At 41.0% G+C, this 23861-nt stretch carries 20 protein-coding genes and 1 pseudogene; 7 read left to right on the top strand and 14 right to left on the bottom strand.

Going from position 1 to position 23861, the window contains the following annotated elements; translation table 11 throughout:
• Positions 1-7: 7 nt before the first annotated feature.
• Positions 8-1120 carry an arginase family protein gene (locus H5158_RS04045; RefSeq protein WP_182717603.1) on the bottom strand — a complete coding sequence of 371 codons (1113 nt, stop codon included), beginning with the start codon at positions 1118-1120 and terminating at the stop codon, positions 8-10.
• A gap of 429 nt (positions 1121-1549) precedes the next feature.
• Here H5158_RS04045 and udp point away from each other — a divergent pair, with 429 nt between their 5' ends.
• On the top strand, positions 1550-2305 hold the full coding sequence (udp, locus tag H5158_RS04040) for a uridine phosphorylase (RefSeq protein ID WP_149979966.1): 756 nt from the start codon (positions 1550-1552) through the stop codon (positions 2303-2305).
• Here the strand turns inward: udp and cdd are convergent.
• The 3 genes from cdd to ppc all read right to left on the bottom strand — a co-directional run bounded on the left by cdd (position 2286) and on the right by ppc (position 6689).
• Complete coding sequence (gene cdd, locus H5158_RS04035) at positions 2286-3218, bottom strand: cytidine deaminase (protein ID WP_145234421.1); 933 nt, start codon at positions 3216-3218, stop codon at positions 2286-2288. The two genes, udp and cdd, sit on opposite strands and share 20 nt — an antisense overlap.
• 48 nt (positions 3219-3266) lie before the next feature.
• The gene (locus H5158_RS04030; protein WP_145234423.1) at positions 3267-3644 is read right to left on the bottom strand and encodes a hypothetical protein; all 378 of its coding nucleotides are present in this window, start codon (positions 3642-3644) and stop codon (positions 3267-3269) included.
• Positions 3645-4043: 399 nt separating this feature from the next.
• The gene (ppc, locus tag H5158_RS04025) at positions 4044-6689 is read right to left on the bottom strand and encodes a phosphoenolpyruvate carboxylase (protein ID WP_182717606.1); all 2646 of its coding nucleotides are present in this window, start codon (positions 6687-6689) and stop codon (positions 4044-4046) included.
• A 220-nt stretch (positions 6690-6909) separates the two neighbouring features.
• On the opposite strand from ppc, the gene H5158_RS04020 reads away from it, so the two are divergent.
• The 3 genes from H5158_RS04020 to H5158_RS04010 are packed head-to-tail and all read left to right on the top strand — an operon-like array spanning position 6910 to position 8633.
• Positions 6910-7275, top strand: a complete 366-nt coding sequence (locus H5158_RS04020; protein ID WP_182739496.1) for a thiol-disulfide oxidoreductase DCC family protein — start codon at positions 6910-6912, stop codon at positions 7273-7275.
• Entirely contained in the window at positions 7275-8009 is a 735-nt protein-coding gene (locus H5158_RS04015) for an SDR family NAD(P)-dependent oxidoreductase (RefSeq protein ID WP_182739495.1), read from the top strand. The genes H5158_RS04020 and H5158_RS04015 overlap by 1 nt, the downstream gene beginning before the upstream one ends.
• Positions 8010-8018: 9 nt before the next feature.
• Positions 8019-8633, top strand: coding sequence for a flavin reductase family protein (locus H5158_RS04010; protein ID WP_145234432.1), 615 nt, complete (start codon positions 8019-8021; stop codon positions 8631-8633).
• 186 nt (positions 8634-8819) lie between these two features.
• Here H5158_RS04010 and H5158_RS04005 read toward each other — a convergent pair whose 3' ends face one another.
• Positions 8820-9629 (bottom strand): peptidase S8, encoded by an 810-nt coding sequence (locus H5158_RS04005; RefSeq protein ID WP_182739494.1) that lies wholly within the window; start codon positions 9627-9629, stop codon positions 8820-8822.
• 230 nt (positions 9630-9859) lie between these two features.
• Between H5158_RS04005 and H5158_RS04000 the strand changes: the two genes are divergently transcribed.
• Both H5158_RS04000 and ycaC read left to right on the top strand, forming a co-directional pair.
• Positions 9860-10834 carry a transposase gene (locus H5158_RS04000; protein ID WP_182739493.1) on the top strand — a complete coding sequence of 325 codons (975 nt, stop codon included), beginning with the start codon at positions 9860-9862 and terminating at the stop codon, positions 10832-10834.
• Positions 10835-11031: 197 nt separating this feature from the next.
• Positions 11032-11583: pseudogene (gene ycaC / locus H5158_RS03995) on the top strand (isochorismate family cysteine hydrolase YcaC); the annotation flags it as partial.
• Between the two features lie 47 nt (positions 11584-11630).
• Here ycaC and H5158_RS03990 read toward each other — a convergent pair.
• From H5158_RS03990 to H5158_RS03970, 5 genes are all read right to left on the bottom strand, one after another.
• A complete protein-coding gene (locus tag H5158_RS03990) occupies positions 11631-11921 on the bottom strand; it encodes a hypothetical protein (protein WP_259399412.1) in 291 nt (96 codons plus the stop codon).
• Between the two features lie 178 nt (positions 11922-12099).
• Positions 12100-13044 carry an ornithine cyclodeaminase family protein gene (locus H5158_RS03985; RefSeq protein WP_182717610.1) on the bottom strand — a complete coding sequence of 315 codons (945 nt, stop codon included), beginning with the start codon at positions 13042-13044 and terminating at the stop codon, positions 12100-12102.
• 1 nt (position 13045) lies between these two features.
• Entirely contained in the window at positions 13046-14131 is a 1086-nt protein-coding gene (locus tag H5158_RS03980) for a Xaa-Pro peptidase family protein (protein ID WP_145234446.1), read from the bottom strand.
• Entirely contained in the window at positions 14128-15177 is a 1050-nt protein-coding gene (locus H5158_RS03975) for a proline racemase family protein (protein ID WP_182739492.1), read from the bottom strand. The genes H5158_RS03980 and H5158_RS03975 overlap by 4 nt, the downstream gene beginning before the upstream one ends.
• Positions 15178-15382: 205 nt before the next feature.
• Complete coding sequence (locus H5158_RS03970) at positions 15383-18376, bottom strand: TonB-dependent receptor domain-containing protein (RefSeq protein WP_145234451.1); 2994 nt, start codon at positions 18374-18376, stop codon at positions 15383-15385.
• 330 nt (positions 18377-18706) lie between these two features.
• On the opposite strand from H5158_RS03970, the gene H5158_RS03965 reads away from it, so the two are divergent.
• Positions 18707-19675 (top strand): dihydrodipicolinate synthase family protein, encoded by a 969-nt coding sequence (locus tag H5158_RS03965; RefSeq protein ID WP_145234584.1) that lies wholly within the window; start codon positions 18707-18709, stop codon positions 19673-19675.
• 465 nt (positions 19676-20140) lie between these two features.
• On the opposite strand, the gene H5158_RS03960 is transcribed toward H5158_RS03965, so the two are convergent.
• The 4 genes from H5158_RS03960 to H5158_RS03945 all read right to left on the bottom strand — a co-directional run bounded on the left by H5158_RS03960 (position 20141) and on the right by H5158_RS03945 (position 23856).
• A complete protein-coding gene (locus H5158_RS03960) occupies positions 20141-20362 on the bottom strand; it encodes a hypothetical protein (protein WP_182717613.1) in 222 nt (73 codons plus the stop codon).
• A gap of 277 nt (positions 20363-20639) precedes the next feature.
• Positions 20640-21431: a Cthe_2314 family HEPN domain-containing protein gene (locus tag H5158_RS03955; RefSeq protein WP_182717614.1), complete on the bottom strand. Its 792-nt coding sequence runs from the start codon at positions 21429-21431 to the stop codon at positions 20640-20642.
• A 124-nt stretch (positions 21432-21555) separates the two neighbouring features.
• Positions 21556-22224: a GntR family transcriptional regulator gene (locus tag H5158_RS03950; protein ID WP_145234461.1), complete on the bottom strand. Its 669-nt coding sequence runs from the start codon at positions 22222-22224 to the stop codon at positions 21556-21558.
• A 135-nt stretch (positions 22225-22359) separates the two neighbouring features.
• The gene (locus H5158_RS03945) at positions 22360-23856 is read right to left on the bottom strand and encodes an aldehyde dehydrogenase (NADP(+)) (protein ID WP_182717615.1); all 1497 of its coding nucleotides are present in this window, start codon (positions 23854-23856) and stop codon (positions 22360-22362) included.
• Positions 23857-23861: the final 5 nt, after the last annotated feature.

The following is a 23861-nucleotide window of genomic DNA, read 5'->3' as shown; positions in this document are numbered from 1 at the left end:
TTATTGACTATGCGCGGTTCATGGCATTAATTAAAAATGCTGAAATTTTTGCACCTTCTCTAAGCGTTGTATCTGAACTCGATTGACCAATCAGTGAACTGTCAGTAAATGGGGCAATTTCCATCATATCAGCGCCAGTGATCGGAAATTCATCAGCCAAAGCAACCAAGATATCCAAAGCATGCTGCGGCGTTAAACCGTTCCCTTCGGGTGTGCCTGTTGCTGATGCAAACTCTTCATCGAGGGCGTCAATATCAAAGCTGACGTAGAGTTCATCAACATTGTCAGCTTTAAGCTGAGCAATGACTTCTGCGGCAATTGCCGGTGCGCCTCGTTCGATGATCTCATGGGCCCAATGTTGTTTAACGCCAAAGGTAGATTCCCAGTGCTCTTTTGGCTTACCGCTTGAACGAATACCAAATTGGATCAGATGATGCGGTGCAGGTAAAAACTCTAAAATATGAGTGCACCACGAGCCAAAACATAAATCGATACCTAAACGCTCAACGAGTAAATCGGTATGCGCATCAAAGTGAATAATCGCAGTGCGTTTACCTTGCGCACGCTTTGCCTTCAAATACGCTTTAGTTAACGGGTAACTAATTGAATGATCACCACCAATACCAAAAATGCCTTTATCAGTAAACGTTGCATAAAAGCTATCGCATACATCTTCAGTGATAGACAACGGGCTGACATAATACTCACTGCTTGGATTATCATATAATGCCTGTTGGCAATTACTGATAGTCGCGTCGTTTAAATATTTATCATGCAGTAAATGTGGGATAACCCTTACATCACCTAAATCAAACGACTTTGCCTGAGGCTGCTGATCAATCAATGTTGAGCGTAAAAACAATGGCCCCCAGTTGGCGCCGCGTAAAATGCCACCACCACAGTCAGAGCTAATACCTAAAGTCACCGCTTTATGCTCACTTTGACTAAGTGTATCGAGTGATGCACGCCATAGCGTATCGATATTATCTTCTTGCCCATACAGTTTCATACGCAGCGCCGCTTTACGTTCTTTTGCAGTATTAACCGTAAAAACGCCATCGCCCGGCGGACATAAACAGTGCTCAACTTTACTTTTAAATGTGTGCCATTGTGTGCTCATTGCAATTCCTTACTGTGTGCTTTTGCGTAGTTATGCAAAAGAGCGTTGTTGAAAATAAAATTAATAAAAGATTAACGCGCCGATTTTCACTCGCAATTTTATTACTCTCGCCGCTTTAGCTACATTTTAAATAACTATATAAACCTCTAAAATAACAATTGGTTATACTTATTTATCCAACAACGTATAAACTAAAATAGAGTGCCTAGTAGGATTGATATAGTGTCTATGAATACAAGTCAACTACCGGCGATGACACAAATTAAAGTCAGTTGCTTGAATATTCAAAGAGAATGAATAAATTTGATAACGGACATCCGTCCTGTACAAGGCAATGCATTGTGGTAATTATGCTAAATTGATAACAACTCTTTATAAATTAGCGTTATTAACTGACGTTAGAACAAAAGTTATAAATAAGGCCCCGCTATGGAAAAGGTATTTCACTTAGGACTCACCCGCGACGATCTACACGGTGCAAAACTTGCAATTGTACCGGGCGATCCAGATCGTGCAGCACGTATTTCAACTTTTCTCGAAAACCCAACTTGCCTCGTCCAAACCCGAGAGTTTCATGCTTACTTAGGTCAACTTAACGGTAACTCTGTGGTTATTTGCTCAACCGGTATTGGTGGTCCTTCAACCTCCATTGCAGTAGAAGAGCTGGCGCAATTGGGAGTTGAAACATTCTTACGAATTGGCACAACTGGCGCTATTCAACCTCATATTAATGAAGGTGATATTTTAATCAGCCAAGCATCTGTGCGTTTAGATGGTGCGAGCCAACATTTTGCGCCATTGAACTACCCTGCGGTGTCTGACTTTTTCGCCACTCAAGCGATGGTAAATGCGTGCGGTAATTTAGGCATTGATTTTCATATTGGTATTACTGCATCAAGCGATACTTTTTACCCAGGTCAAGAACGTTACGACACTTACTCGGGTTATGTACCAAAAGCATTTCAAGGTAGCTGTGAAGAATGGCAAAAGCTGGGCGTGATGAACTATGAAATGGAATCAGCAACCTTATTTACAATGTGTGCAGCACTGGGGCTAAAAGCCGCCTGTGTAGCTGGTGTGTTGGTTAATCGTACTCGCCAAGAAATCCCCAATGTAGATCACGGCGAGATTGAGAAAAAATCAGTCGCCGTGGTACTCGAAGCCGCTAAACTGCTGTTGGCTTAATATTTAAACTAATACTTTGTAGTACTGGCAAATCAGTGTAACTTGCCAGTACTGCTTGACTGACACTTAACTGATTTCCCTTACCCTGCGTTTGTAGTAACTCAATCCCTTTGACAACATCTTTAGTCATTGCCAAACCGGCTAAATGCAATTGACTCACCGCACTTTGCAGTGGTGATAAGCTCGGGCTATACGCGGCATTTTCCGCATAACAACCATAAAAATTACCATTTTCGAAAGTACTAATTTTCACTGCGCTGTAATTTTCAGAGTAAGGTACATATGCAGCCAACGCATAACTTAACAACGTTTTATCCAGTTCATCAGTTACAACAAATTCATGCTGTTGTGGAGCGGGGTTAAACAAGCTATAAGAATTACCTAAATCTTGCGGACCAAATGAGTGAGGGAGTAAATCAGCCAGCTTGAATTGCTGCTGCGGTAATAAAATATCAAAGCTCTGCGCATCAGCCAACTCATTCATAAATTGACGACAATAACCACATGGCGCATCACTGATAGCAATTTTAGCTATTTTTTTCGCGCCATTGAGCCAAGCGTTATTAATTGCCGATTGCTCAGCATGAACCACTAAGCTTAATGCTTGTTGTGCAAATTCAACATTCGCCCCAAAATAAAAATGTTGCTCACCGTGTTTATCGTAGCCAACTACAATTGCCCCAACAAAAAAATGTGAAATAGGCACAACTGCAAATTTTGCAGCAATAGGTAAACAGGCACGCAGTATAACCTCGACAGGTTGCTTATATTGCGCGCACAAAGCTGTGATATCAGCGGTATTTAAAATACCCTTGTGCTGTTTTACGTGAAGATATAACTGCTGCTGTTGTTTTTCACTGAAGCTAAAAACGCAGCTAGTTTGAGTACTTACTGTAGGCGTTAATGAAGACATAGACTAGTTTTATGATTTAATGGCTAACTAGTTTAGAAGGTTCAACGCTTAAATGCTAGGTTGATTTACTAACCAATTTTTCGCGCTGTTAAAACAATCAAAATTTTCTGCTTTTATATCAAAGCGCTGTGCTTTTTGCAAAAACAAATCGTGCATAAAACCATCAAAACTAACGACGCGAGCAATAAAGCAACTAGCTAACCACTGAGATACTGCTGGCATAATAGTCAGCAGTTCACTTGCCGGAAATTTATGCGTTAATTCAGACACATCAACGAGTAATTTATTACTGCCGTAAATAGATACATACTGCTGCGCAATTTGATAAAAGTTCATCACATCCTGTGCACTTGCCGTCCCTCTAAGCGTCATCATTATTAATGACGTAGATGCATCATACGTGATGCAAGTAGACACATTTGACATAATTACTACTCGATTATTAGTACAATTGCCATAAAATGACAAAACAACCGACATTCTAGATAAAAAAAACAGACAGTCAATATCTAGTAGCAAATCAGGTCTGACCAGAGCGTTAATACAGAATAAAGGATGGTTTTTTTTGCTAAAATGATACCAAAAAATACCTTGTTGTAACTAAGTTATAACCTGAAACAGCTTAACGATAGGAAGTAACTGTATTCAATACATCTAAGCTGAACTAAGATTAAATAAGATGTTTAATGCGGATAAATATAACTTACTTGGTAATATATGCGCCGAACCTTACCAGCACAGCGCACTGTTAGTGCTCAATTAACTAATTAATGGACCTCTCGCTGCTAAACACAGCAAAGAAGTCCACACTTAATTATTGGATAATCAACCGGTATTACGCATACCTGCAGCAATCCCAGTCATAGTAATCATTAACGCGTTATCAATGTCACCAGAGCTGCCTTCTGCCGCTTCGCGCGAACGTTTTAACAACTCAACTTGAAGCACATTCAATGGATCCGTATACGGGTTGCGCAAACCAATAGACTCTTTTATCCAAGGTTGATCGGCAAGCAAACTTTGCTGTGGACTTAACGATTGTACCAGTGAAATAGCCTGCTTGAGCTCTTTACGCAGTTTTTCACCTAGTGGTTTGTATTGCTCTTCAACTAAAGCGTCGTCGTAATGCGCACTTAACCAACAGTCCGCTTTACTGAATACCATTTCAAGCATTTCTAGACGGGCTCTGAAAAACGGCCAGCGTTGACTCATCTCATTAAGGGTGTCTATGCCGTGTTTTTCAAGTGCAGCTTGTAAACCAGTTAGTGCCCCAAGCCATGCTGGTAGCATTAAGCGATTTTGACTCCAAGCAAAAATCCACGGAATAGCTCGCAGGCTTTCAACACCACCATTGGGATTACGCTTTGCTGGACGCGAACCAAGCGGTAATTTTGATAGTTCCTGCTCTGGTGTTGCCATTCTAAAGTACGGCACAAAGTCTTCATCAAAACGCACTACATTACGGTAATGCTCACATGACTTTTCACTGATCAACGCCATTACATCACGCCATTCATCTTTTGGCTCTGGTGGTGGTAACAAATTACTTTCAAGCACAGCACCGGCATAGATGTTTAGACTTTCCAGCGCCACATTAGGTAGGCCAAATTTAAAGCGGATCATCTCCCCTTGTTCGGTAACACGCAGGCCACCTTTGAGTGAACCTGGTGGCTGTGAACGCAAGGCTTGCGCAGCAGGTGCGCCACCACGGCCAACAGTACCACCACGGCCATGGAATAATATCAGCTCAATACCACGTTGCTCTGCCAATTGTACAAGCTTATCCATTGCCTCGTATTGCGCCCACCCGGCAGCCATCATCCCAGCATCTTTGGCTGAATCTGAGTAACCTATCATAACATTCTGTATGCCCTCAGCTTGGCCTCGATACCAGTTATTATCTAGCAATTGAGTAATAACATCGCTGCCTGCATTTAAGTCATCTAAGGTTTCAAATAATGGCGCAACAGGCAGTTTAAAACTACAACCACTTTCTTTTAATAGCAGTTGTACTGCTAATACATCAGAGGCTGTGCGTGCCATTGAAATAATATATAAACCAAACGTCGACGCATCTTGCTTGGCGATTACATCAAAGGTGTCGAGGACTTCTTTTACATCAGCGCTTGGTTGCCAATGTTTAGGAATAAGCGGGCGACGAGAGTTAAGCTCGGCTAATAAAAATGCCTGCTTATCTTCTTCTTGCCATTGGTCGTAATCACCTAAACCCAAATAACGAGTGAGCTCTGAAAATACCTGACTGTGGCGTGATGAGTCTTGGCGCACATCTAGTTTAGCTAAACGAATACCAAAGCTATTAATACGACGTAACACATCTAATAATAAGCCATTGGCTACCACCGCAATGTTACTCTTAAGCAAAGAACGGTAGCATGCCTCAAGCGGCTGCTTTAACTGCTCAATGTCAGTGACGATGTCTTGTGCATCGGTGCGCTTATTCATAATTTTAGCGCCAAGATGAGCAACGGTTTCACTCACTTGCGCTTTGAGTACTTTTAATACCGCACGATACGGTTCAAAATCTTGTCCAGCGAGCTCGACTAGCTCATCACTGGCTTGTGACATAGAAAGCTCAGTGCTTAAAGTGTCGATATCGCGACTGTATAAATCCAGTGCCATCCAGCGCCCATGATCCAGCACTTGCTGCGTCACTAATGCTGTTACAAATGGATTGCCATCGCGATCGCCCCCCATCCATGAGGTAAATTCAACGGGGCTGTAATCGTTTGGTAACTCTAAATCAAGGTGCTCTTTTACTTCTTTATTAAAGTCTCGTAAAAAACGCGGAACGGCGTGCCAAAGGCTATTTTCGATAACTGCAAAACCCCATTTTGCTTCATCAATTGGGGTTGGACGTGAACGACGGATGTCGTCTGTATGCCATGCTTGGCTGATCAACTGTGCGATACGGTTTAATATATTTTCACGCTCATAAGGCAGGTTATCGGTACGCTCAAGAGCTGCTAAACAATCACTTAATTCAACGTGTTTGTTAATAATTGTACGGCGAGTTACTTCAGTTGGGTGTGCAGTTAAAACTAAATTGATATGCAGTTTAGCTAAACTTTCTGCGATTTCATTGGGATTTATTTTACCCTGCTGTGCGTGGCTAGCTAATGCTTTTAAAGTTTGTGTTAACGGGCTTAGCTGACAAAAACCCACGTCATTAAAACGAGAAATAGTATGAAACTGCTCTGCAACATTGGCTAGATTCAAAAAGTGATTAAAAGCACGTGCCACTGGCAGTAACTCTTCATCGGTTAAAGCATGCAGAACATTAATTAAGGTATGGCGGTCTTGCTCGTTTCCTGTGCGGGATGACTTAGCTAAAGCTCGAATTTCTTCTACTTTATCTAAAATCGCTTGTCCTTGGGCGTCTTTGATTGTTTGGCCTAATAATTGCCCCAATAAATTAACGTTCCCACGCAAGGCGGCATATTGTTCACTCATTCCTGATACTCCATTGTTGATGTTTATACCATAAAGGTACTAATAATAAGCCGTGTTCAATTTTTAAGTGTGGAGTGTAAAATGCGGTAAAAAATCGACACTTTGCTTACCTTTATATTTGTAAGACTCTATTAATATCATCCAAATGGATAATTTAACAGATCCAAGGCTTATTCTATTTCGTAACAAGACATAATGAATCGATGAATTTTGAGTAACTATGATTATTTTTTACGATGGTAATTGCCCGCTTTGTGTTAAAGAAATGGATTCACTTAAGCGTGCTGACACACACAACAAAATAATACTCGAAGATATAAATAAAGATGATTTTGAGCAGCGCTTTAAAAACATAAAATGCCACGATGCCATGGCGTTTTTGCATGGCCAGCGTGATAACGGTGAAATGATTTACGGATTAGATGTCACATTTGAAGCATGGCAAACGGTTGGCCGTCATTCATGGCTAAAGCTGCTACAATTACCCATAATACGCTTTATTGCCGATTTAGGTTATCGCCTGTTTGCTAAGTACCGCAGACAGATCACACGCATTTTCTGTCAATCAAGTTGTGGGATAAAATAATGACTAACGCTTATATTATTTTCGGTGCAAGTAGTGAAATTGCAAATGCGTATCTAAAAGAAATTGCCAAACACGATCCACAGGCTATAGTTTTTTGTGTAAGTCGCAGCTCTATTGACACATCCGCTGTCGGTATTGTTGTTGAGCAGTTTGTTTGTGACTATTCCAAAGCACGCTTAAGTGAATTAACAAACTTACTTAAAGAGCGCGCAATATACCCAACTCAGGTAGTTATTTTTAACGGCCAGCTACATTATGCGCAATCTATGCCTGAAAAAAAACTCGACGATATCGATGAGCATTATTTCAATACCTTACTCAACACCAATACATTGACTCCTATTTTGTGCCTGCAAGCAATAGCGCCGCTACTTAGCCACAAAATACCTTGTACCATAACGGCCTTAAGTGCGCGAGTAGGTAGTATTACAGACAATAACTTAGGCGGCTGGTACAGCTACCGCGCCTCAAAAGCAGCACTTAATATGTTATTCAAAACAGCAGCTATTGAACTGCAACGACGCGCAAAACAAACCCGTTTAATTCTTTTTCATCCGGGCACAACAGATACTAATTTATCTAAGCCGTTTCAAAAAAATGTACCCGCAGGTAAGCTCTTTACACCTGAGTTTGTAGCATCACAACTTTATACTCTTTTACAACAACCTGAACAGCTCACTGAGGTAGGTCAACCCGCCTACATTGATTGGCAAGGTGAGCACATACACTGGTAAGGATAAACCATGCACTTTACAACAGACGCCATTAGTCAGTTAGATAAACACTACCGTACGCATTTAATAAACTCACTATCTGGTTTTAAAAGTGCCAACTTAATTGGTACTCAAGATAGTGCTGGCAACACCAACTTAGCAATTGTAAGTTCGGTAATTCACCTTGGCGCGCATCCACCGCTTGTAGGTATGATTATGCGCCCACATAGTGTACCTCGTCATACTTTCGAGAATATTTTAGCAACCGGTGTTTACACTATTAACCAAGTGAATAGCGAGATTGTGGAACAAGCTCACCAGACTTCTGCCCGTTACGATAAAAATGAATCTGAATTTGATGCTACAGGCCTTACAACCGAGTATCTGGCTAATTTTTCGGCTCCGTTTGTTGCTCAAAGCCGTTTAAAGTATGCAGTTAAATTTGTTGAGCATCAACACCTTGCCGTAAATGGCACTGAGTTAGTAATCGGTGAGATTATAGACTTACATGTTGAAGACTCAGCAATTTTAGAGGATGGTTTTATCGATTTAGAGTCAATCAACACCGTCACCATTAGCGGCTTAGATAGTTATCACAAAACACACGCTATAACGCGTCTACCCTATGCTAAAAAACCTCGTTAAATAGAGCAGCTGAGCTTTGAAAATGATTGTTAAGAGTGTCATATATACTTTGAATAATTAAATATCATACTTTGATACGGTTGTTAACACTGCGCTATGGAGTAAACCTCAGCAGCAAGTGCAACGTATTATATTGAAAGTCGCAACTACCTTACAATAGACTGTTTTGGTAATTGCGACCCACACTTAAAATATTATTTTAAACATTTCTAATGAGCAAGGATACATTGCATTACAACCTATAACTGTAGGCAGAACATTGGTTCCAAAACCACCATTATTGACCGCTTGTACGTAATAACCATTAATCGATTTAAGCGCGATGTTGTCACCATTTTGAATTAATGCACCAGGGTTATTTGGTAATTCTATAGTGAACGTTTCCCATATTGATGCCGCAGTTCGGTTTGCATTAAGTGCAGCCCCACCACCTTGCTCTGCCACAAAATAGTATCCTGATGTTGTTTGGATATGTATTTCATCACCACTTAGCAAATCACCGCCATTAATATCTATTAAATTAAATTGCTCCCATGGACCAATTGCAAGACGATTTGCATTCACTGTATCCCCCCCATTATTCTCAGCCACAAGGTAATATTGGCCACCTGTTTCTAGGGAGATATTGTTTAATATAGTGGGGTTACATGGTAGCGTGGTAAAAGTGAGATCTTCACCTTGCAGTGTTGATCTGGGCGGTTTTGGATCACCATGAAACCGAAAATGATACTGCGTTCCACACTCTAAATTAGCTACTTGCGCACTCACAGGGCCATTAACTCCTGCGGGTGTGACTAAAACACTAAAGCCATAGTTTGTGGTTTCACCATAATCAATTATTTCACCACTTAAGCCAATAGTAGATGCCGAATAACCATTTAACTGCGCCGTTGTTGTCGTAATATTGCTTGCAGGTTGTGTTGTGTACTGCGTACCAGCATGCGCAATCGATGCCGTACCAAGTAGAACCACAAATAAAAGTTTTGAAGTAATCATTGTCGAGTTCCTGTGACGTTTATGCTGCTAGGATTAACAGCCCTATAAGCGTAAACGTCGACATGAAATAAAACATTACACCTCATTACAAGTCGCATAATGATAAAAAATTTACATGACACCCACTTAAATCTAAATTCAACAACTGATTCCAATTCAAACCCATCATAAAGTTGCAGTCCTATATAAAGTGACTAGTATTTTTATAGAAACACAACATTGGAGGTTTTATGGCAATCGCTCGAAAAAGACAAATTAGCCTAAGTGATACTCGCTACTATCACTGTATATCTCGTTGCGTAAGAAAAGCTTATTTATGTGGCATAGACAAGCATACGGGCCAATCGTATGAGCACCGCAGAGAATGGGTTGAAGATAAAATTATAATGCTCGCTTCAATATTTTGTATTGATGTATGCGCCTATGCTGTGATGAGTAATCATACACATATCATCCTTCATGTAGATAATAATAAAGCTAACCGCCTAAATGATAAAGCCATTGCTTTACGCTGGCACAAAGCATTTAAAGGTACTTTATTAACTCAACGCTTTGTGAAAAATGAGGTACTCTCTTCTGTCGAACTGCAATTAGTAAAGTCTAGCATTGGAGAATATCGTTCAAGGCTAATGGACATTAGCTGGTTTATGCGATCACTTAATGAGTACATTGCTCGCAAAGCTAATAAAGAAGATAATTGTAAAGGTAGATTTTGGGAGGGACGCTTTAAATCTCAAGCTTTACTTGATGAGTCAGCACTAGTGGCTTGTATGGCCTATGTCGATCTAAACCCAATCCGTGCTGGAACCGCTTCATCACCTGAAAACTCAAATTATACAAGTATTAAAAAACGTATTGCAGCAGCACAAAATGCCAAACAACCTAGGTCCTTATTTCGCTTTGCAGGTTTAACAACAAAACACACTGTAAATGGTTTGCCTTTTGAACTGAACTCTTACCTAAACCTTGTTGATAAAACAGGGCGCTGCATAAAAACAGATAAAACAGGTTATATAGATCATTCTTTGCCACCGCTACTAGAGCAACTAAACATATGCCCTGAAAACTGGCTAAAAATCACCAGTAGGTTTACTAAAGTCTTTCATGGTGCAGTTGGTAAACCAGATGCAATTGACCGGTATTGTGAACACCAACACTTTAAACGACGAAGTAACCGCAAAAATTGCGAAAAACTATTAGCGTAATACCATATAAAACAACTTTTTACTTTTTATCAGCTCAAGGCTGAAGCTTGTGCTGCCAGTTATTTGCTATACTCGCCCAAAAATGAACATTTACTATTCTGAGAAGAGTTTTTTAATATCATTAGACACATAAAAACTCTTGTAACTGTATTGAAGTTAGGTGTCATTTTAATTTTTAAAAGTAGTGGATGTCTTTTAACTTACTCGCATTGGCAGACTGTGCAAAATACTTTGCGATGCCAACAATCTTAACCACCAGCTTTGAAGAAGGCCCCAACGGCCCGCTAGTACCTGAGTTAAAAGAAATGTTTCCAGATTCGCCCTACATTGCTCGGCCTGGACAAATTAACGCATGGGATAATGAAGAGTTTGTTGCCGCTATTAAAGCTACAGGAAAAAAACAAATCATTATTGCTGGAGTAGTAACTGAAGTATGCGTTGCATTCCCAGCTTTATCCGCTTTAGCAGAGGGTTTTGATGTATTCGTGATCACTGATGCTTCAGGCACCTTTAATGTAATGACTCGTGATGCAGCTTGGGATCGCATGTCAGCTGCTGGCGCACAACTTATGACCTGGTTTGGCGCAGCTTGCGAATTACATAGAGACTGGCGCAATGATGTGGAAGGACTGGGGACTCTATTCTCAAACCACATTCCAGATTATCGCAACCTAATAAATAGTTACTCAACCTTCCACCTAAATAACATACTATTTAACAAGGGGCTGGCCCCCTTTTTTTATAACTAAAAACTAAACAATATAAGTGAGTTGCATACCAAGCATGCTCGTTTACCTCACGTTAAAAAATAGCTCCCCACGCACAAACTTAGACCGCTAACCAACCAAACTAATGCATAGCTTTGCCATAGTTGTGAGTTGTTATAAACCTTTTGCGGGTTATTTTTATCAACCAATACACTGCAAGGCTCGCCTTGTTTGAATCGTGTGAGCAGGGTGTTGTCGTGACTGACCAATACGCTATACAAATGATTGTTAAATCTAAAGCTAACTAACATTGACTGTGACGGCAATAGTTCATGAGCACCAATACGAGTATTAACCGCATTAGTGATGTTATCAATCACACACACGCGCCAGTGATGTTTGCTTATTTTACACTTTAACCACCTAAAAAGAGGCAGTAACCCTGCAAAAATAAAACACACACCCAATATCAATAGCACAGTATTCATCTTTCACTTACCTTATAAAACTAAAACAGACACACAGCACACACATTAAAAACTCACCACAAATTATCTATTAGTTCTGTAGAGATTGATAAACTTGATTTGCAGCAATCAAGTCACTCAGTGCTGTACCAACTGATTTAAATACCGTTATATCCGTTTCGTTAAAACGGGCTACGGTATTTACCTTCGCTAAATCAGCTAATTCAGCACATACGCTTTGCTCGCAAAATACACCTTCACTTATTGGTATTAATAATTCACCTGCTTCTCCTAATACATTGGTTTTACTATCAACATAAACGCGGCTACGAGTAATTGTGGCGGTGTCGCATTCGCGATGGTCACTCTGATGATTACCGATTAGGTCAACATGCGTGCCTGATTTTAACCAGTTGCCATCAAATAATGGCACTTGAGAGCCGGTCGCGCAGCTGATCACGTCAGCACTGTAAATTACTTCTTGCGTACTTTGCCCAATGACAAACTCAACATCAGGATATAACTGCTCTAAACAACTTTGCAGGGCGACTACTTTTAAATGATTACGCGCCACCAGCGTTACTCGTTTAAAATTACGAACAGCCAAATGCGCACGCACCATATACTCGGCTAAGTTACCACTGCCAAAAAATACTAAATGATTACTATTCTCTCGGGATAAATAACGACTCGCAAGCGCCGATACGCTTGCCGTACGCCATAAAGTAATACTCGTGCCATCTACCAGTGCCAACGGTTCGCCGTGCTCGCGCGAAAACAACATTATTTTAGAATACAAAGAATCAAAGCCCGCCTCGCCATTATTAGGAAAATAAGTAAATGCTTTTACGCCAATCACTTGTTCATTCCATGCAGGTAACACAGCAAACGCATCCCGGCTACCGCTGTTGCTATCTAACTCATAGACGTTACGCTTTGGCATAGTAAAATCGAGGGCAAAACCTTGCTGCATAGCAGTGATTAACGAGTCAAAATCAAGGGCGTTATCAATGTGTTTTTTATCAATAACTTGCATTTTATAACTCCAGTTCGAATGGTTTAGGTGCGTGAGTTAAAATTTCATAACCCGTGTTGGTGATCAAGATGTCCTCCTCTAAACGCACCCCGCCATATTCAGAGATATAAATACCTGGCTCTATGGTGATCACATTGCCCACTTCTAATACGTGCTTAACGTTGCTATTGATAAACGGCTGCTCGTGTAAAAATAGCCCTAAACCGTGGCCAAGCCCTTGTCCTGCCCATTTTCCAAAACCAGAGCCATCCAATACTTGTTGTGATGCATTTTGTAAATCAATGCAATCAACTCCTGGCTTAATTAAATTAATAGCAGCTTGTTGTGCAGTCGCAACTGCATTGTAAATTTGAACTTGTTTGCTTGACGCTTTACCTAATACATAACTACGTGTCATGTCTGAGCGATAGCCATTAACAACAGCGCCAAAGTCTAGGGTAATAAAGTCGCCTTCTTTAAGTGTTCTATCACTGGGGCTACCATGGGGCAGCGAGGTACGCTCTGCGAACATTAAAATCGTTGCAAACGACATTCCTTCAGAGCCTAATTTTTGCATTCTAAACTCTAGCTCTAAGGCTAAATCACGTTCGCTTACACCTACTTTAAAATATGGAATAGTGTGTGCAAGTGCTTCATCCGCAATCGCAGCCGCAGCTTTTATTTGTGCTACTTCCCAGTCATTTTTGATCATGCGCTGACGTTCAATTACTCCTTGAATTGGCATTAATGTGTGACCACTCAAATCACTAGCAATTTGCTGCCACAATGCCACATTAATAAATGCCGCATCAAAACCTAAATGGCTGTTAGCAGGTAAAAAACGGTTAATACAACAGCCTAAACTTTCGCTATCACGGTCGCGGCTGATCACTTCAAACCCTTGGCACTCAGATTGTGCGCGCTCAAAGTAACGATAATCAGTAATAAGTATGCAGCTAGCTTGCGTCACAATTGCATACGCGGCATTACCACTAAACCCGCTCAAGTAGCGAATATTCTCATGCCCTAACACTAATAACGCCGTTAAGTTTTGCTCTGCCATACGTTGTTTTAGTAATTGTTGGCGTACTAAAAAATGATTATTCATCGAAAAATAAATCCTTGTTTTAGGGGATCTGTTGGATCAATTAAAAAGGTATGTTTACCCGTCACAAAGGCTGTACCCGTAACACGAGGAATAATCGCAGACCGTGCTTTAACCTCACATGTTTGCTTAACCATTACATTAAATGCTGAGCCTAAAATGCTCTCAATATTTACACTTTGTCCTACCGCTAATTCGCCTTTGGCAAAAGCTAATGCAGCACGAGCGCTTACGCCCGTGCCTGTAGGGCTTCGATCAAGTTCACCTTCGGCAAATACACACACATGACGGCTAAAGTGGTTAATTTGTGATAACTGGCTATTGGAGTAAAAAATAACCCCATATAAAAAACCCAGTGCCTGATCGGTTGGGTGCGTTGGCTGATATTGATTAGTCACTTGCTGTTTAATGGCTTTCCCAAGGCTAATTATATGTCCATGATTATCAGGTGCTAAGCTTAAATTAAGAGTATCTGCATCAACAAATGCGTAATATGCACCGCCAAACGCTATATCACAGCTAACCGAACCACACATCGGCAAGCTTATTTTAACGTCTAATTTATCAACAAAACTGGCGACATTATCAAAATATACTTGCTGTAACTGATTATTGTTAAGTTCAACATACGCTTTTATAAGCCCAGCTGGAGTGTCTATTCTTAGTTCATTATAGCCATCTTTAAAGTCAACAAGTGCGCAATCTTTTGCAGCGGTAGCCAGTGCAATAATCGCATGCCCGCACATGGTGCTATAACCTTCATTATGTAAAAAAAGTACGCCAAAATGGCTATCTGAGCGCACAGCACAAGTGATCACTGCGCCATACATATCGGCATGACCACGAGGCTCAAACATCAATGCTTTTCGTAAATAATCAAAACGCGCTAAACAATCGGCACGCTTTTCAAGCATCGTATCACCTGTAAGTTGCTCAAAGCCATCAACTATAATACGCAATGGTTCACCACCAGTGTGCATATCTAAAGTATGTATTTGTAACCAATCATTATTAGGCTGCTGCCAATGGGAAAATAAAGTCTGGGTCATAATTAACTCCTTCACTTTTGTATACAATATATCTCAATATTTTTTAGTGCAATAACTTTAATAAAAAATGCTGAGCAGTTACCTACTCAGCATCAAGGCTGTGTTACTCTTAATGAGAATGTGCTTAAACATTTTGTCAGTTTTAGTTTTCGCTTGTTAGATACTATTTACTAAAACGACATTTTACAGCCACTTACCAGGGAACTTAAAATTCTATACGTGCGGTTAACGATACATATCGAGCACCTTGGCGGCCAGTTACTAAACCATAATCTGGGTTGAGCTCTAAGCCATTATCGCCATATTGAGCTCGCTCCTCGTTTATCGATACCGCGCTATCTCCATCGAATAAGTTATATACCGTGCCTTTTAAGGTCATGTCAGAGCCAAAAAAGTCAGTATAATAAGTCAGTGACATATCCACATTAGTTAACCACGGTAAGTTACCTTTGCTTCCGCGTGGTGCCGGGTTACCATTTTCATCATAGTGCGATGCTTGGTCATAGTATTTACTCACACATGCATCCCACGGGCTTCCTTGCTCGCAGCTATCAACACCTTCAGGGTGAACTGAGAAGTAGCTCTTTGGACGACCCGATGTAGTTCGCGCAACTAAACCTACAGTCAGTGAATCGGTAATATTATACGCGCCACTAAATTTGATTGCGTGGCGGTGGTCATTTGGTAAATTACCATAGCCATGATCCATCAAATCGCCATAGTCGTAAGAGGTCGTCCAACCAGGATCTGCTTGGTCGTTATCCGTTTTAACTAAACCTTCCGTATTACCGTAGCTATGTGACCATGTATATGAAGTATTGATACGCAAGTCATCGGTTACATTGCCATCTAAGGTAAACTCAAGGGCCAAATATTTGCGTTGTGCTTCGGCAAGTGCAAGCTCATCAGCACTTAAATTAACGTTATCTATTTCTCCATCACCATCAAAGTCATACGACATTTGAATCGCTTCACCAGGATTATTAAGCACATAATATGAACCCTGCCCTACGTTATCGGTGATCCCCATTTCGGCAAGTTTCTTGGCAAGTATAGGGCCTACATCCGTGTCTTCAACACTGCGCCCAAGGTCGCGGTAAATAGCACGTACGCCGGCAGACATAGAATCAAAAACTTCTTGTTGATACCCTATTGTGAACTCATCGCTGTACATTGGTTTTAAAGAAGACGAGGCAATTAACCCAGGTTCAGTAATACCACGCTGGCGCCAGCGTCTATCTCGTAACATATCACCTCTGCTAGGTGAGCCGTCAGCTAATAAAGTAGGCGAGCCATTGCCTTCTAATTGATCTAATTCAAAATACTCAAACCATTCAATTGATGCAGAGCCTTGAGTGATATTCATGTTCGCAGATACTGGCTGAAAATAGCGCCCGTAAGTGGCAAATATTTTAGCGCTACCGTCACCCGATACATCATAAATAGCCTGTAAGCGTGGCGCTATTTGATTATCAATATCAACAAATGCTCGGCCATCTGTCACCGTATTTTCAAACTGGCTATAACGCAAACCCATATTAAGGACTAAATTATCAGTTGCTTGCCATGAGTCATTAATATAAAACGCCAGTGAAGTTGTATCTGAATCGACCTCACGGCTACGAACCCGCCTTTCGATAAAGTCACTCCCCAGCGCAGCACTTGATATATCATTTTCACCAGCAGTTTTTATAGTCCACCAGCCTTGTGCATCCCCAATACCATTTTGGCCTTCAAAATAATCAACCTTCACATTGGTGTAATCAATACCAAATTGAATTGAATGCATATCCAAGTCCCAGTTAAAATCAATTCTGGCTTGGTCACGAATATACTCTTCTTCCGTTATACCGGAATTTGTATGCTGGCTTAGAGTTACAAAACCGTCACGTTCATCCCACACGCCGGGATTAGGTGATGCTACAACGTTCTCAACATTTTCAGTAACACGACCAACAACGGCTGACACTGAAAAAGTATCTGTGAGGTAGCCATTGTAGTTAATACTGTATACATTGCCGCCATCTTCGCCTGGTGCATCGACACCTTGTTGATCACCTACCACATTATCTTGCCAACTATACGCAAACGTTTTATCAGTCCAAGTACGTTTATTGTTCATTGCAGAGAAACCAATAGAGTGATCTTCATTAATAAACCAATCCACTTTGGTGAACCAACGGTCTTCATCACGCTCAAAATCAGAAAAAGTGGTTTGCCCTGCGCTATTAGACTCTTCTCTGCGTGGTGCAAATAAACCATAAAAGAACAGGGTATCTTCAATAATTGCACCACTTGCCCATAGCTGTACTTCTTTAAAGTCGTAACTGCTTTGCTGTGTATTAGTGTTTATTGTCCCACTATCTTGAAATATTGAATCATGTTGACTACGAAGGCCATCAGGATCCCAGCGCACCTCTGCACCGAATTTAAAGTCGTTATCGCCCGATTTAGACACAGCGTTTACAATGCCGCCTAATGCACCACCAAATTCAGGGCTTACACCACCGGTTTTAACTTGAGTTTGGGATATAGCTTCCCAAGGAAGGCGAATGGAACCTAAACCAGTACGAATACTCGTTACATTTAAGCCATTAAAATAGTAGCCATTTTCAGCAGCCGATGAACCACCAAAACTTGATGCGCCTTTAAAATTAGAGCCACCAGGTGCAGCGGTACCTGGCGCAAGTAAAGCAATGCTCTCAAAGCCTGTATTAACCGGCATTGCTTTAAGCTCAGCATCACTAAACGTTAAACCGGAGGTAGAGGAAGCCATATCTACACGACGAATTGCCGAACCTGTTACCGCGATACGCTCTATATCAGTACCAGCTTTATAAAGTTGTACATCGAGAATGATTGATTGACCAATGGTCACTGCTACATCTTCTTCAATTAGTGTTTGATAGCCATCTTTTACAATCGTTACATCGTACATACCCACCGGTACATTACGTAATAAGTAATCGCCTTCAGCATTACTCGTAATAGTGTAAACAAGCCCTTTACTCTTGTGTTTAAGTGTAATTGTTGCGCCAATCAAATCATTACCAGAGTGTGCAACAATATGACCTTTTACAATACTACTACCATCTACGGCCTGCGCAGCTGGTGTCATTATTAATGCAGCTGTAACAGCTGTTGCCAGTAGGGTTTTAACACCCACTCCCCGAGTTTGCTTTTTATTATTCGTAAACATGAAATGTTCCTTTGATCCTGTTGATTTTTTGTTGCCAGGCTAACCTTGACGTAAAAAATATACACTCATTACATATTGTATACAATATGTAATATACATTTAATTTACGTAAAATTAAAAAACAAGATGGTTCATGTCAAACTTATTCAAAAACAATATTTATAATCAATTGCTTGCAAACTCACACTGAACACCTAAAAAGTAACAGAAGTGAGCAAAGTAATTAATACAGGGTTTAGTTTATTTTTATTCCGGCCTTGCCGAAAGCAATTTAGCTGATACAATCTAAATGTATAATGTATACAATATGTATTTATAAGAGGAAATATGATGCAAACGAACAGTAAAGATTGGCGATATACAGTTATGCCGGCCGTATTTACATGGCTAAAAGAGTCAGAGTCCGGAGCCCTGGAAATAGACCTTGATACAACAAAAAAATACGCTGCAGATATTTTAAAAGTGCAAGGAAAGGGGGGTACTCGTATGGGTGGACTTGTTGGCTCTGGTACGCTGGGTGAAAACAGCTACCTAAGTGCTGAGCAACGCCTTTCTTTACTAAAAGCCCTTTCAAGTGTTGCTAAAGAACACAACGTTCCTTTAATCAGTGGCGCAGCGGCAGAAACCAAAGAAGAACTAGCCAAAATAGTAAAAGAACTCGCAACGGTCGGCGTAGATACCGTTATGGTAATGCCACCAAAAACCAAAGAAACACCTTGTGATGAACAGATGTATGCTTACTACGCGCTTAGCGCCTCAGCGGCAAAAGAGGCCGGCATAACAATAATGCCCTATAACAACCCTGACGCAGCGGGCTACCATGCGCTTTCAACTGATCTGCTTACAAGGCTTGCAGCTCTACCAGAGGTAACTGCGCTTAAAATATCAACTATCGATGTGTCAGTTATTGAAACAATGATGTTAGAGAACAAAAATTTAAAAGTATTGGCCGGTGTTGACACCGTTACTGTACATGCAGGACTCGCAGGCGCATGTGGCGGCATTACAGGTGTGGGCTGCATATTCCCAAAAGCGAGTATTACAATGCAAGAGTATGTAAATAACGGAGAATGGGCCGAGGCAAACAAAATCTCTCAAGCGATGAACTCTATATCCTATCTTGATGCACAGCCGTTACTTTTAGAATACCTTAAGTTTGCTTTTGGCATTCATCATAATGATCTAACAGGTGGGCTTCGCACCTTTGGCAAGAAGTTAACCCAACAGCAAATTGATGACGTGCACACACGGTATGCCCTAGCAAAAGAACGACTTGAGGTCCTCGATTTACTAGACTGATGTTTTAAAATATTCAAATAGCAAAAACTCCGTTGTTACGGAGTTTTTATCTTTACAGATTGGCTATTTTTGAGATTGTTACATCTTATTTTATTCAAAACAGGCCTAGGCTACTTGCCATGATTAGGTTAACCGATGAATGTCTCGGCTCTGGCATCCTGCTTCGTTCTACCTTCTAAATCTATTTAGTCGTAGTGCCCCAGAAAGTCCAAAAGGATATGGGAAAAACCTGGCTGCGATAAGATCGCAATAAGAGATTACTGCGTAACGCACCCTAGATGTGTTTGCCGTAAGCTACTTGCTTAACAGCCACATCGACATACGAAGTAAACGAATTTGCTTATTGAATTAGAGTTGATTTTTGATTGACCTTCAATTTATAAAACGGTCAAAAAGAACACTATTGCCTATTGACAGAGTTAAGGCTCATATGTATTAGGCAATTGATTCTGCAACATAAATACATCAAACGCAATTACTAACTTCACCCGCAGCAAATGTAAGAGTTTTACCTTTAGTTTTAATAAAGTAAGGTGTGATTTTATGACGTTGATCTGGATATTGAGGATGAGGCACTTCAAATGATGGTTCGTCCATGTCGTTCCAAGGATACTTCCAAATATTAATACCATTGATTTTTTTAGTTTGGGATTCAAAACCAATATCGTGATACTGCCAACCATCCATGTAAATCACCTAACGAGGCTGTAGTATAACTCCAACAGCCAAATTCAATTAAAAGACGAGCTCCTGTAATTAACTCTAAGCGTTTTTAAAGCATTAGGTAATGCATTTGGAACCCATAAAACTGGCTGTCTTTCTTAAAAAAAGAGTAATTCTACAGCCTCAACCCCCAATTAAGGTGTGGGCCACGCTACCACGATGCTCAAATTGAACACCGTAAACACTGAACTAGCCCTAAACTGAAACTGCCAAGCGTGGGGAATCACTCTTAAATTGCTTGTTAGCTATCTTTTTCACAATGCAGTGGGAAATGCTGCGACACTCCCATTGCAGAACCGCATGATAGCCTAAGGTGTGTATCACGATAGTGGTCATAGCAATTATCAACTAAATTGATTGTAGCTCTTAATGCCACCTGCACTTCTTGAACTACTAGATCACAAATTTTGTCACGGGAGTTTTCATAAATACCGACCAAATCATAATCAGTGTTGTCGATAACTTTGCCTTCCATCCACGACATATTTTTGAACATTTTATCATCGCCAGTATAGAGTTCACTGAATCCCTTGTGTGCTCGGTCATTACGATCAGTCCGCAATTCTTCACCGGTTTTATCAAGAGTTTTTAAGTCCTCTAGAATTTCAGGGTACTCTGTTTTGAGAGCTTTTTTGAGTTGCTTAATATTTAACTGAAAATCAGAAAGTCCTAGCTCCAAAACTTCATTCACAAAATGAAAGGCTATATCTCTCAAGCTGGAAAAACGGAATAAAGTCAAATCAACGATAGATTTAAGCCAGTCGTATCTATTTATGTCTTGAACGCTGGATTTAACTGGAACAGTTTCAACCCCAAGCATTTGAGGGATAACCCGCAAATCAATGAATTGTTGTTCAAGCATGTTAAATCGGACATAGGTTAATTGTGCATAAGCCATATGTGGGTCAGCTTCAGAAAACTCTTCCCAGTTTTTGTAAGGCAAGTCATGCAAGAAATAACAATTTATCGAGTCGTATAAAACACCCTTGAAGCTAGAGTCTTCCAGATCCCACCAATGATATTCATTATTCATAGATACTCGCAATTTCTGACAGATAGCTAACAGCCTTTTACCAAGAATACCGATAAACACTCTTGAGTGATTACCCTGAACTGCGTAAACACACATTAAAATTTATAATAACAACTTATTAAGGTTACCTTTTTTCGTCTTCGATTTTTAATAATAGCTTTTTAATGTCGTTTTTGGCGCCCAAGATATGCTTTTTCAAAAAGTCACAGGCTTTTTTAGTGTCTTTTGCGCGACAGTGATTTAACAATGTGCGGTGCTCTTCGGGTGCGGTGGTTAAACCACCAGCCAGTAAAATATGCATGCGCACGTAGCGCTCTGAATTTTTACTATACATATCTACCAGCTCACGGGTTTGTGGCCGTTGCGCGCGCGAATATAATTTACCATGAAATCGACTATTTAAATCGCCTGTGGCAAGGTGGGTGTCGCCCGCATCCATAGCGCTTTCAAGCTCAGTTAAAATAAGCTCAGCGTCGATTAAATCTTGATCTGTTAAACCGTCTATTGAATGGCTTAATAGCTCTGCTTCAAGTAAGGCTCTTAAATCAAAAATCTCATCAATTTGTGATGCTGAAAGCTCTGTTGCCGTAGCTCCTTTGTGCGCTTCAAAGTTAACAAGCCCTTCGGCTTCAAGCTGAAGAAGTGCCTCACGTACAGGAATACGACTTACGTTCATCTCTGTTGCCAGTGCAGCTTGACGTAAGGGCTCGCCTGCTTTAATTTCACCAGAGAGAATTTTTGCGCGAATTGCTTCTGCAACAAGCTGGGTGCGGGTTTTGTGCTCGATAGCCATGGTGATCCTCTTACATTGCATTTAGCATACATTATACTCAAGTTCACTCATATGCCAAGTGAGAATCTGTCTGTACCCTATATAAACAAGGGGGAAAGCGGGAATATACAATTTGCATATCCCGCCCAATAAATCCTATGCTTGATAACAAATTGGTCGCATAAAACGTAACATTGCATTTGCGCCCACAGAGGTACTGCGTACATCGGTTGAACTTGGGAACGGCCCACCGTGGTTCATTGAAGCGCACACTTCAACACCTGTTGGCAGCTGATTTTTTATCAAACGACCTACTTTATATTGCAGCGCTTCGATAAGGCTATCGGCGTTGTTTAAATCAGCTTCAGTGCCATGAATACTGGCGGTTAACTGCCCTTGTAATTGGTTTATCAATGTCATGAGCTGCTGTTCACTGTCGTAGCGCACCACTAACGCAGCAGGGCCAAACACTTCTTCTTGCAAAGCTGAGATTGCTAAATAGTCATCAGCATTACAAGCAAATACATGTGCATTTGCATGAAATTCATGCTCCAGCTTGCCTTTACCCAGCACGCTAAGCTTATCAAGCTGAGTTCGCTCTGCTATTTGGTGTTTAAAGGTTTTAACAATCCCAGGGGTGAGTAATGTGTCTGATGGGGCATCATTAATACACGCTGTTATATGTGCTTCGAGTTCGTCACACCCGGTTGGTACTAACCAAAGCCCTGGGCTAGTGCAAAACTGCCCGTTCCCCATCAGCATTGACTGGCAAAGTGATTGTGCCATCTCTTTGCTATGTTCAATGGCTTTATTGAGTAAAATAACTTGTGGGTTAATACTGCCAAGCTCACCATAAAATGGTATCGGCTCTTCACGCTTGGCAATTGTTGCTTGCAGCTTGCTGGCCACATTAAATGAGCCTGTAAACCCCACCGCTTTTATTGCCGGCGCAGCCACTAATTGATGCGATATGTCGTAGGCTTTACTTTGTACCATTGCAAACACGCCTAACGGCATTGCACATTCTTTAATGGCTGCAAGCGCCACACGTGCCATCAACTCACCCGTTCCTGGGTGCGCGGTGTGGTTTTTTACAATTACTGGGCAGCCTGCTGCAAGGGCTGCGGCGGTATCGCCGCCCAGTGTTGAAAAGGCGTAAGGGAAATTAGATGCACCAAATACAGCCACCGGCCCCAGCGGTAAATAGTTAAGTTCAGTGTGCGGCTTTGGTAACGGTGCTCTGGTGGCATCTGCTTCATCCACTATTTTTAAACCCAGTGGCGATTCAGGGTTGTCACGTAATGCATTAGCAAAGGCTTTAAGCTGATTTACGGTGCGCATACGCTCACCTTGCAAACGTGCCAGCGGTAAGTTGGTTTCTTGCTGTGTTTGCTCAAGTAACTCATCACCAAGCGCTAAAATATGATCAGCAATACATTCTAAAAAATCTGCTCGTTGTGCAAAACTGGTTTTACGATATTCATAAAACGCCGATTGTGCGGCTTCTATTGCACTGTCTAACTCAGTGGCGCTGAGGTTAAAAAAGCGCGTTGCGAGTGGTTCATTGCGGGCGGGGGAAAATGCGTTAAATTCACCATTTCCAGAGTGACCGAGCCATTGCCCTGCTACTAAACTTTGTCCTGTTAATGTCATGCTTT

The sequence above is a fragment of the Pseudoalteromonas sp. SR45-6 genome (assembly GCF_014163545.1).
GTDB lineage: Bacteria > Pseudomonadota > Gammaproteobacteria > Enterobacterales > Alteromonadaceae > Pseudoalteromonas > Pseudoalteromonas rhizosphaerae.
Note: the sequence above shows the minus strand (reverse complement) of the source record. Positions and strands in the feature narration are given on the sequence as shown.

What these genes read in the sequence shown, in the direction of transcription:
- H5158_RS03970 (WP_145234451.1), bottom strand. Translation starts at nt 18,376, where the DNA reads ATGTTTACGAATAATAAAAAGCAAACTCGGGGAGTGGGTGTTAAAACC.
- H5158_RS04000 (WP_182739493.1), top strand. Translation starts at nt 9,860, where the DNA reads ATGGCAATCGCTCGAAAAAGACAAATTAGCCTAAGTGATACTCGCTAC.
- H5158_RS04020 (WP_182739496.1), top strand. Translation starts at nt 6,910, where the DNA reads ATGATTATTTTTTACGATGGTAATTGCCCGCTTTGTGTTAAAGAAATG.
- H5158_RS03975 (WP_182739492.1), bottom strand. Translation starts at nt 15,177, where the DNA reads ATGACCCAGACTTTATTTTCCCATTGGCAGCAGCCTAATAATGATTGG.
- H5158_RS04030 (WP_145234423.1), bottom strand. Translation starts at nt 3,644, where the DNA reads ATGTCAAATGTGTCTACTTGCATCACGTATGATGCATCTACGTCATTA.
- cdd (WP_145234421.1), bottom strand. Translation starts at nt 3,218, where the DNA reads ATGTCTTCATTAACGCCTACAGTAAGTACTCAAACTAGCTGCGTTTTT.
- H5158_RS04005 (WP_182739494.1), bottom strand. Translation starts at nt 9,629, where the DNA reads ATGATTACTTCAAAACTTTTATTTGTGGTTCTACTTGGTACGGCATCG.
- H5158_RS04010 (WP_145234432.1), top strand. Translation starts at nt 8,019, where the DNA reads ATGCACTTTACAACAGACGCCATTAGTCAGTTAGATAAACACTACCGT.
- udp (WP_149979966.1), top strand. Translation starts at nt 1,550, where the DNA reads ATGGAAAAGGTATTTCACTTAGGACTCACCCGCGACGATCTACACGGT.
- H5158_RS03965 (WP_145234584.1), top strand. Translation starts at nt 18,707, where the DNA reads ATGCAAACGAACAGTAAAGATTGGCGATATACAGTTATGCCGGCCGTA.
- H5158_RS03945 (WP_182717615.1), bottom strand. Translation starts at nt 23,856, where the DNA reads ATGACATTAACAGGACAAAGTTTAGTAGCAGGGCAATGGCTCGGTCAC.
- H5158_RS04015 (WP_182739495.1), top strand. Translation starts at nt 7,275, where the DNA reads ATGACTAACGCTTATATTATTTTCGGTGCAAGTAGTGAAATTGCAAAT.
- H5158_RS03985 (WP_182717610.1), bottom strand. Translation starts at nt 13,044, where the DNA reads ATGCAAGTTATTGATAAAAAACACATTGATAACGCCCTTGATTTTGAC.
- ppc (WP_182717606.1), bottom strand. Translation starts at nt 6,689, where the DNA reads ATGAGTGAACAATATGCCGCCTTGCGTGGGAACGTTAATTTATTGGGG.
- H5158_RS04045 (WP_182717603.1), bottom strand. Translation starts at nt 1,120, where the DNA reads ATGAGCACACAATGGCACACATTTAAAAGTAAAGTTGAGCACTGTTTA.
- H5158_RS03950 (WP_145234461.1), bottom strand. Translation starts at nt 22,224, where the DNA reads ATGGCTATCGAGCACAAAACCCGCACCCAGCTTGTTGCAGAAGCAATT.
- H5158_RS03955 (WP_182717614.1), bottom strand. Translation starts at nt 21,431, where the DNA reads ATGAATAATGAATATCATTGGTGGGATCTGGAAGACTCTAGCTTCAAG.
- H5158_RS03980 (WP_145234446.1), bottom strand. Translation starts at nt 14,131, where the DNA reads ATGAATAATCATTTTTTAGTACGCCAACAATTACTAAAACAACGTATG.
- H5158_RS03960 (WP_182717613.1), bottom strand. Translation starts at nt 20,362, where the DNA reads ATGGATGGTTGGCAGTATCACGATATTGGTTTTGAATCCCAAACTAAA.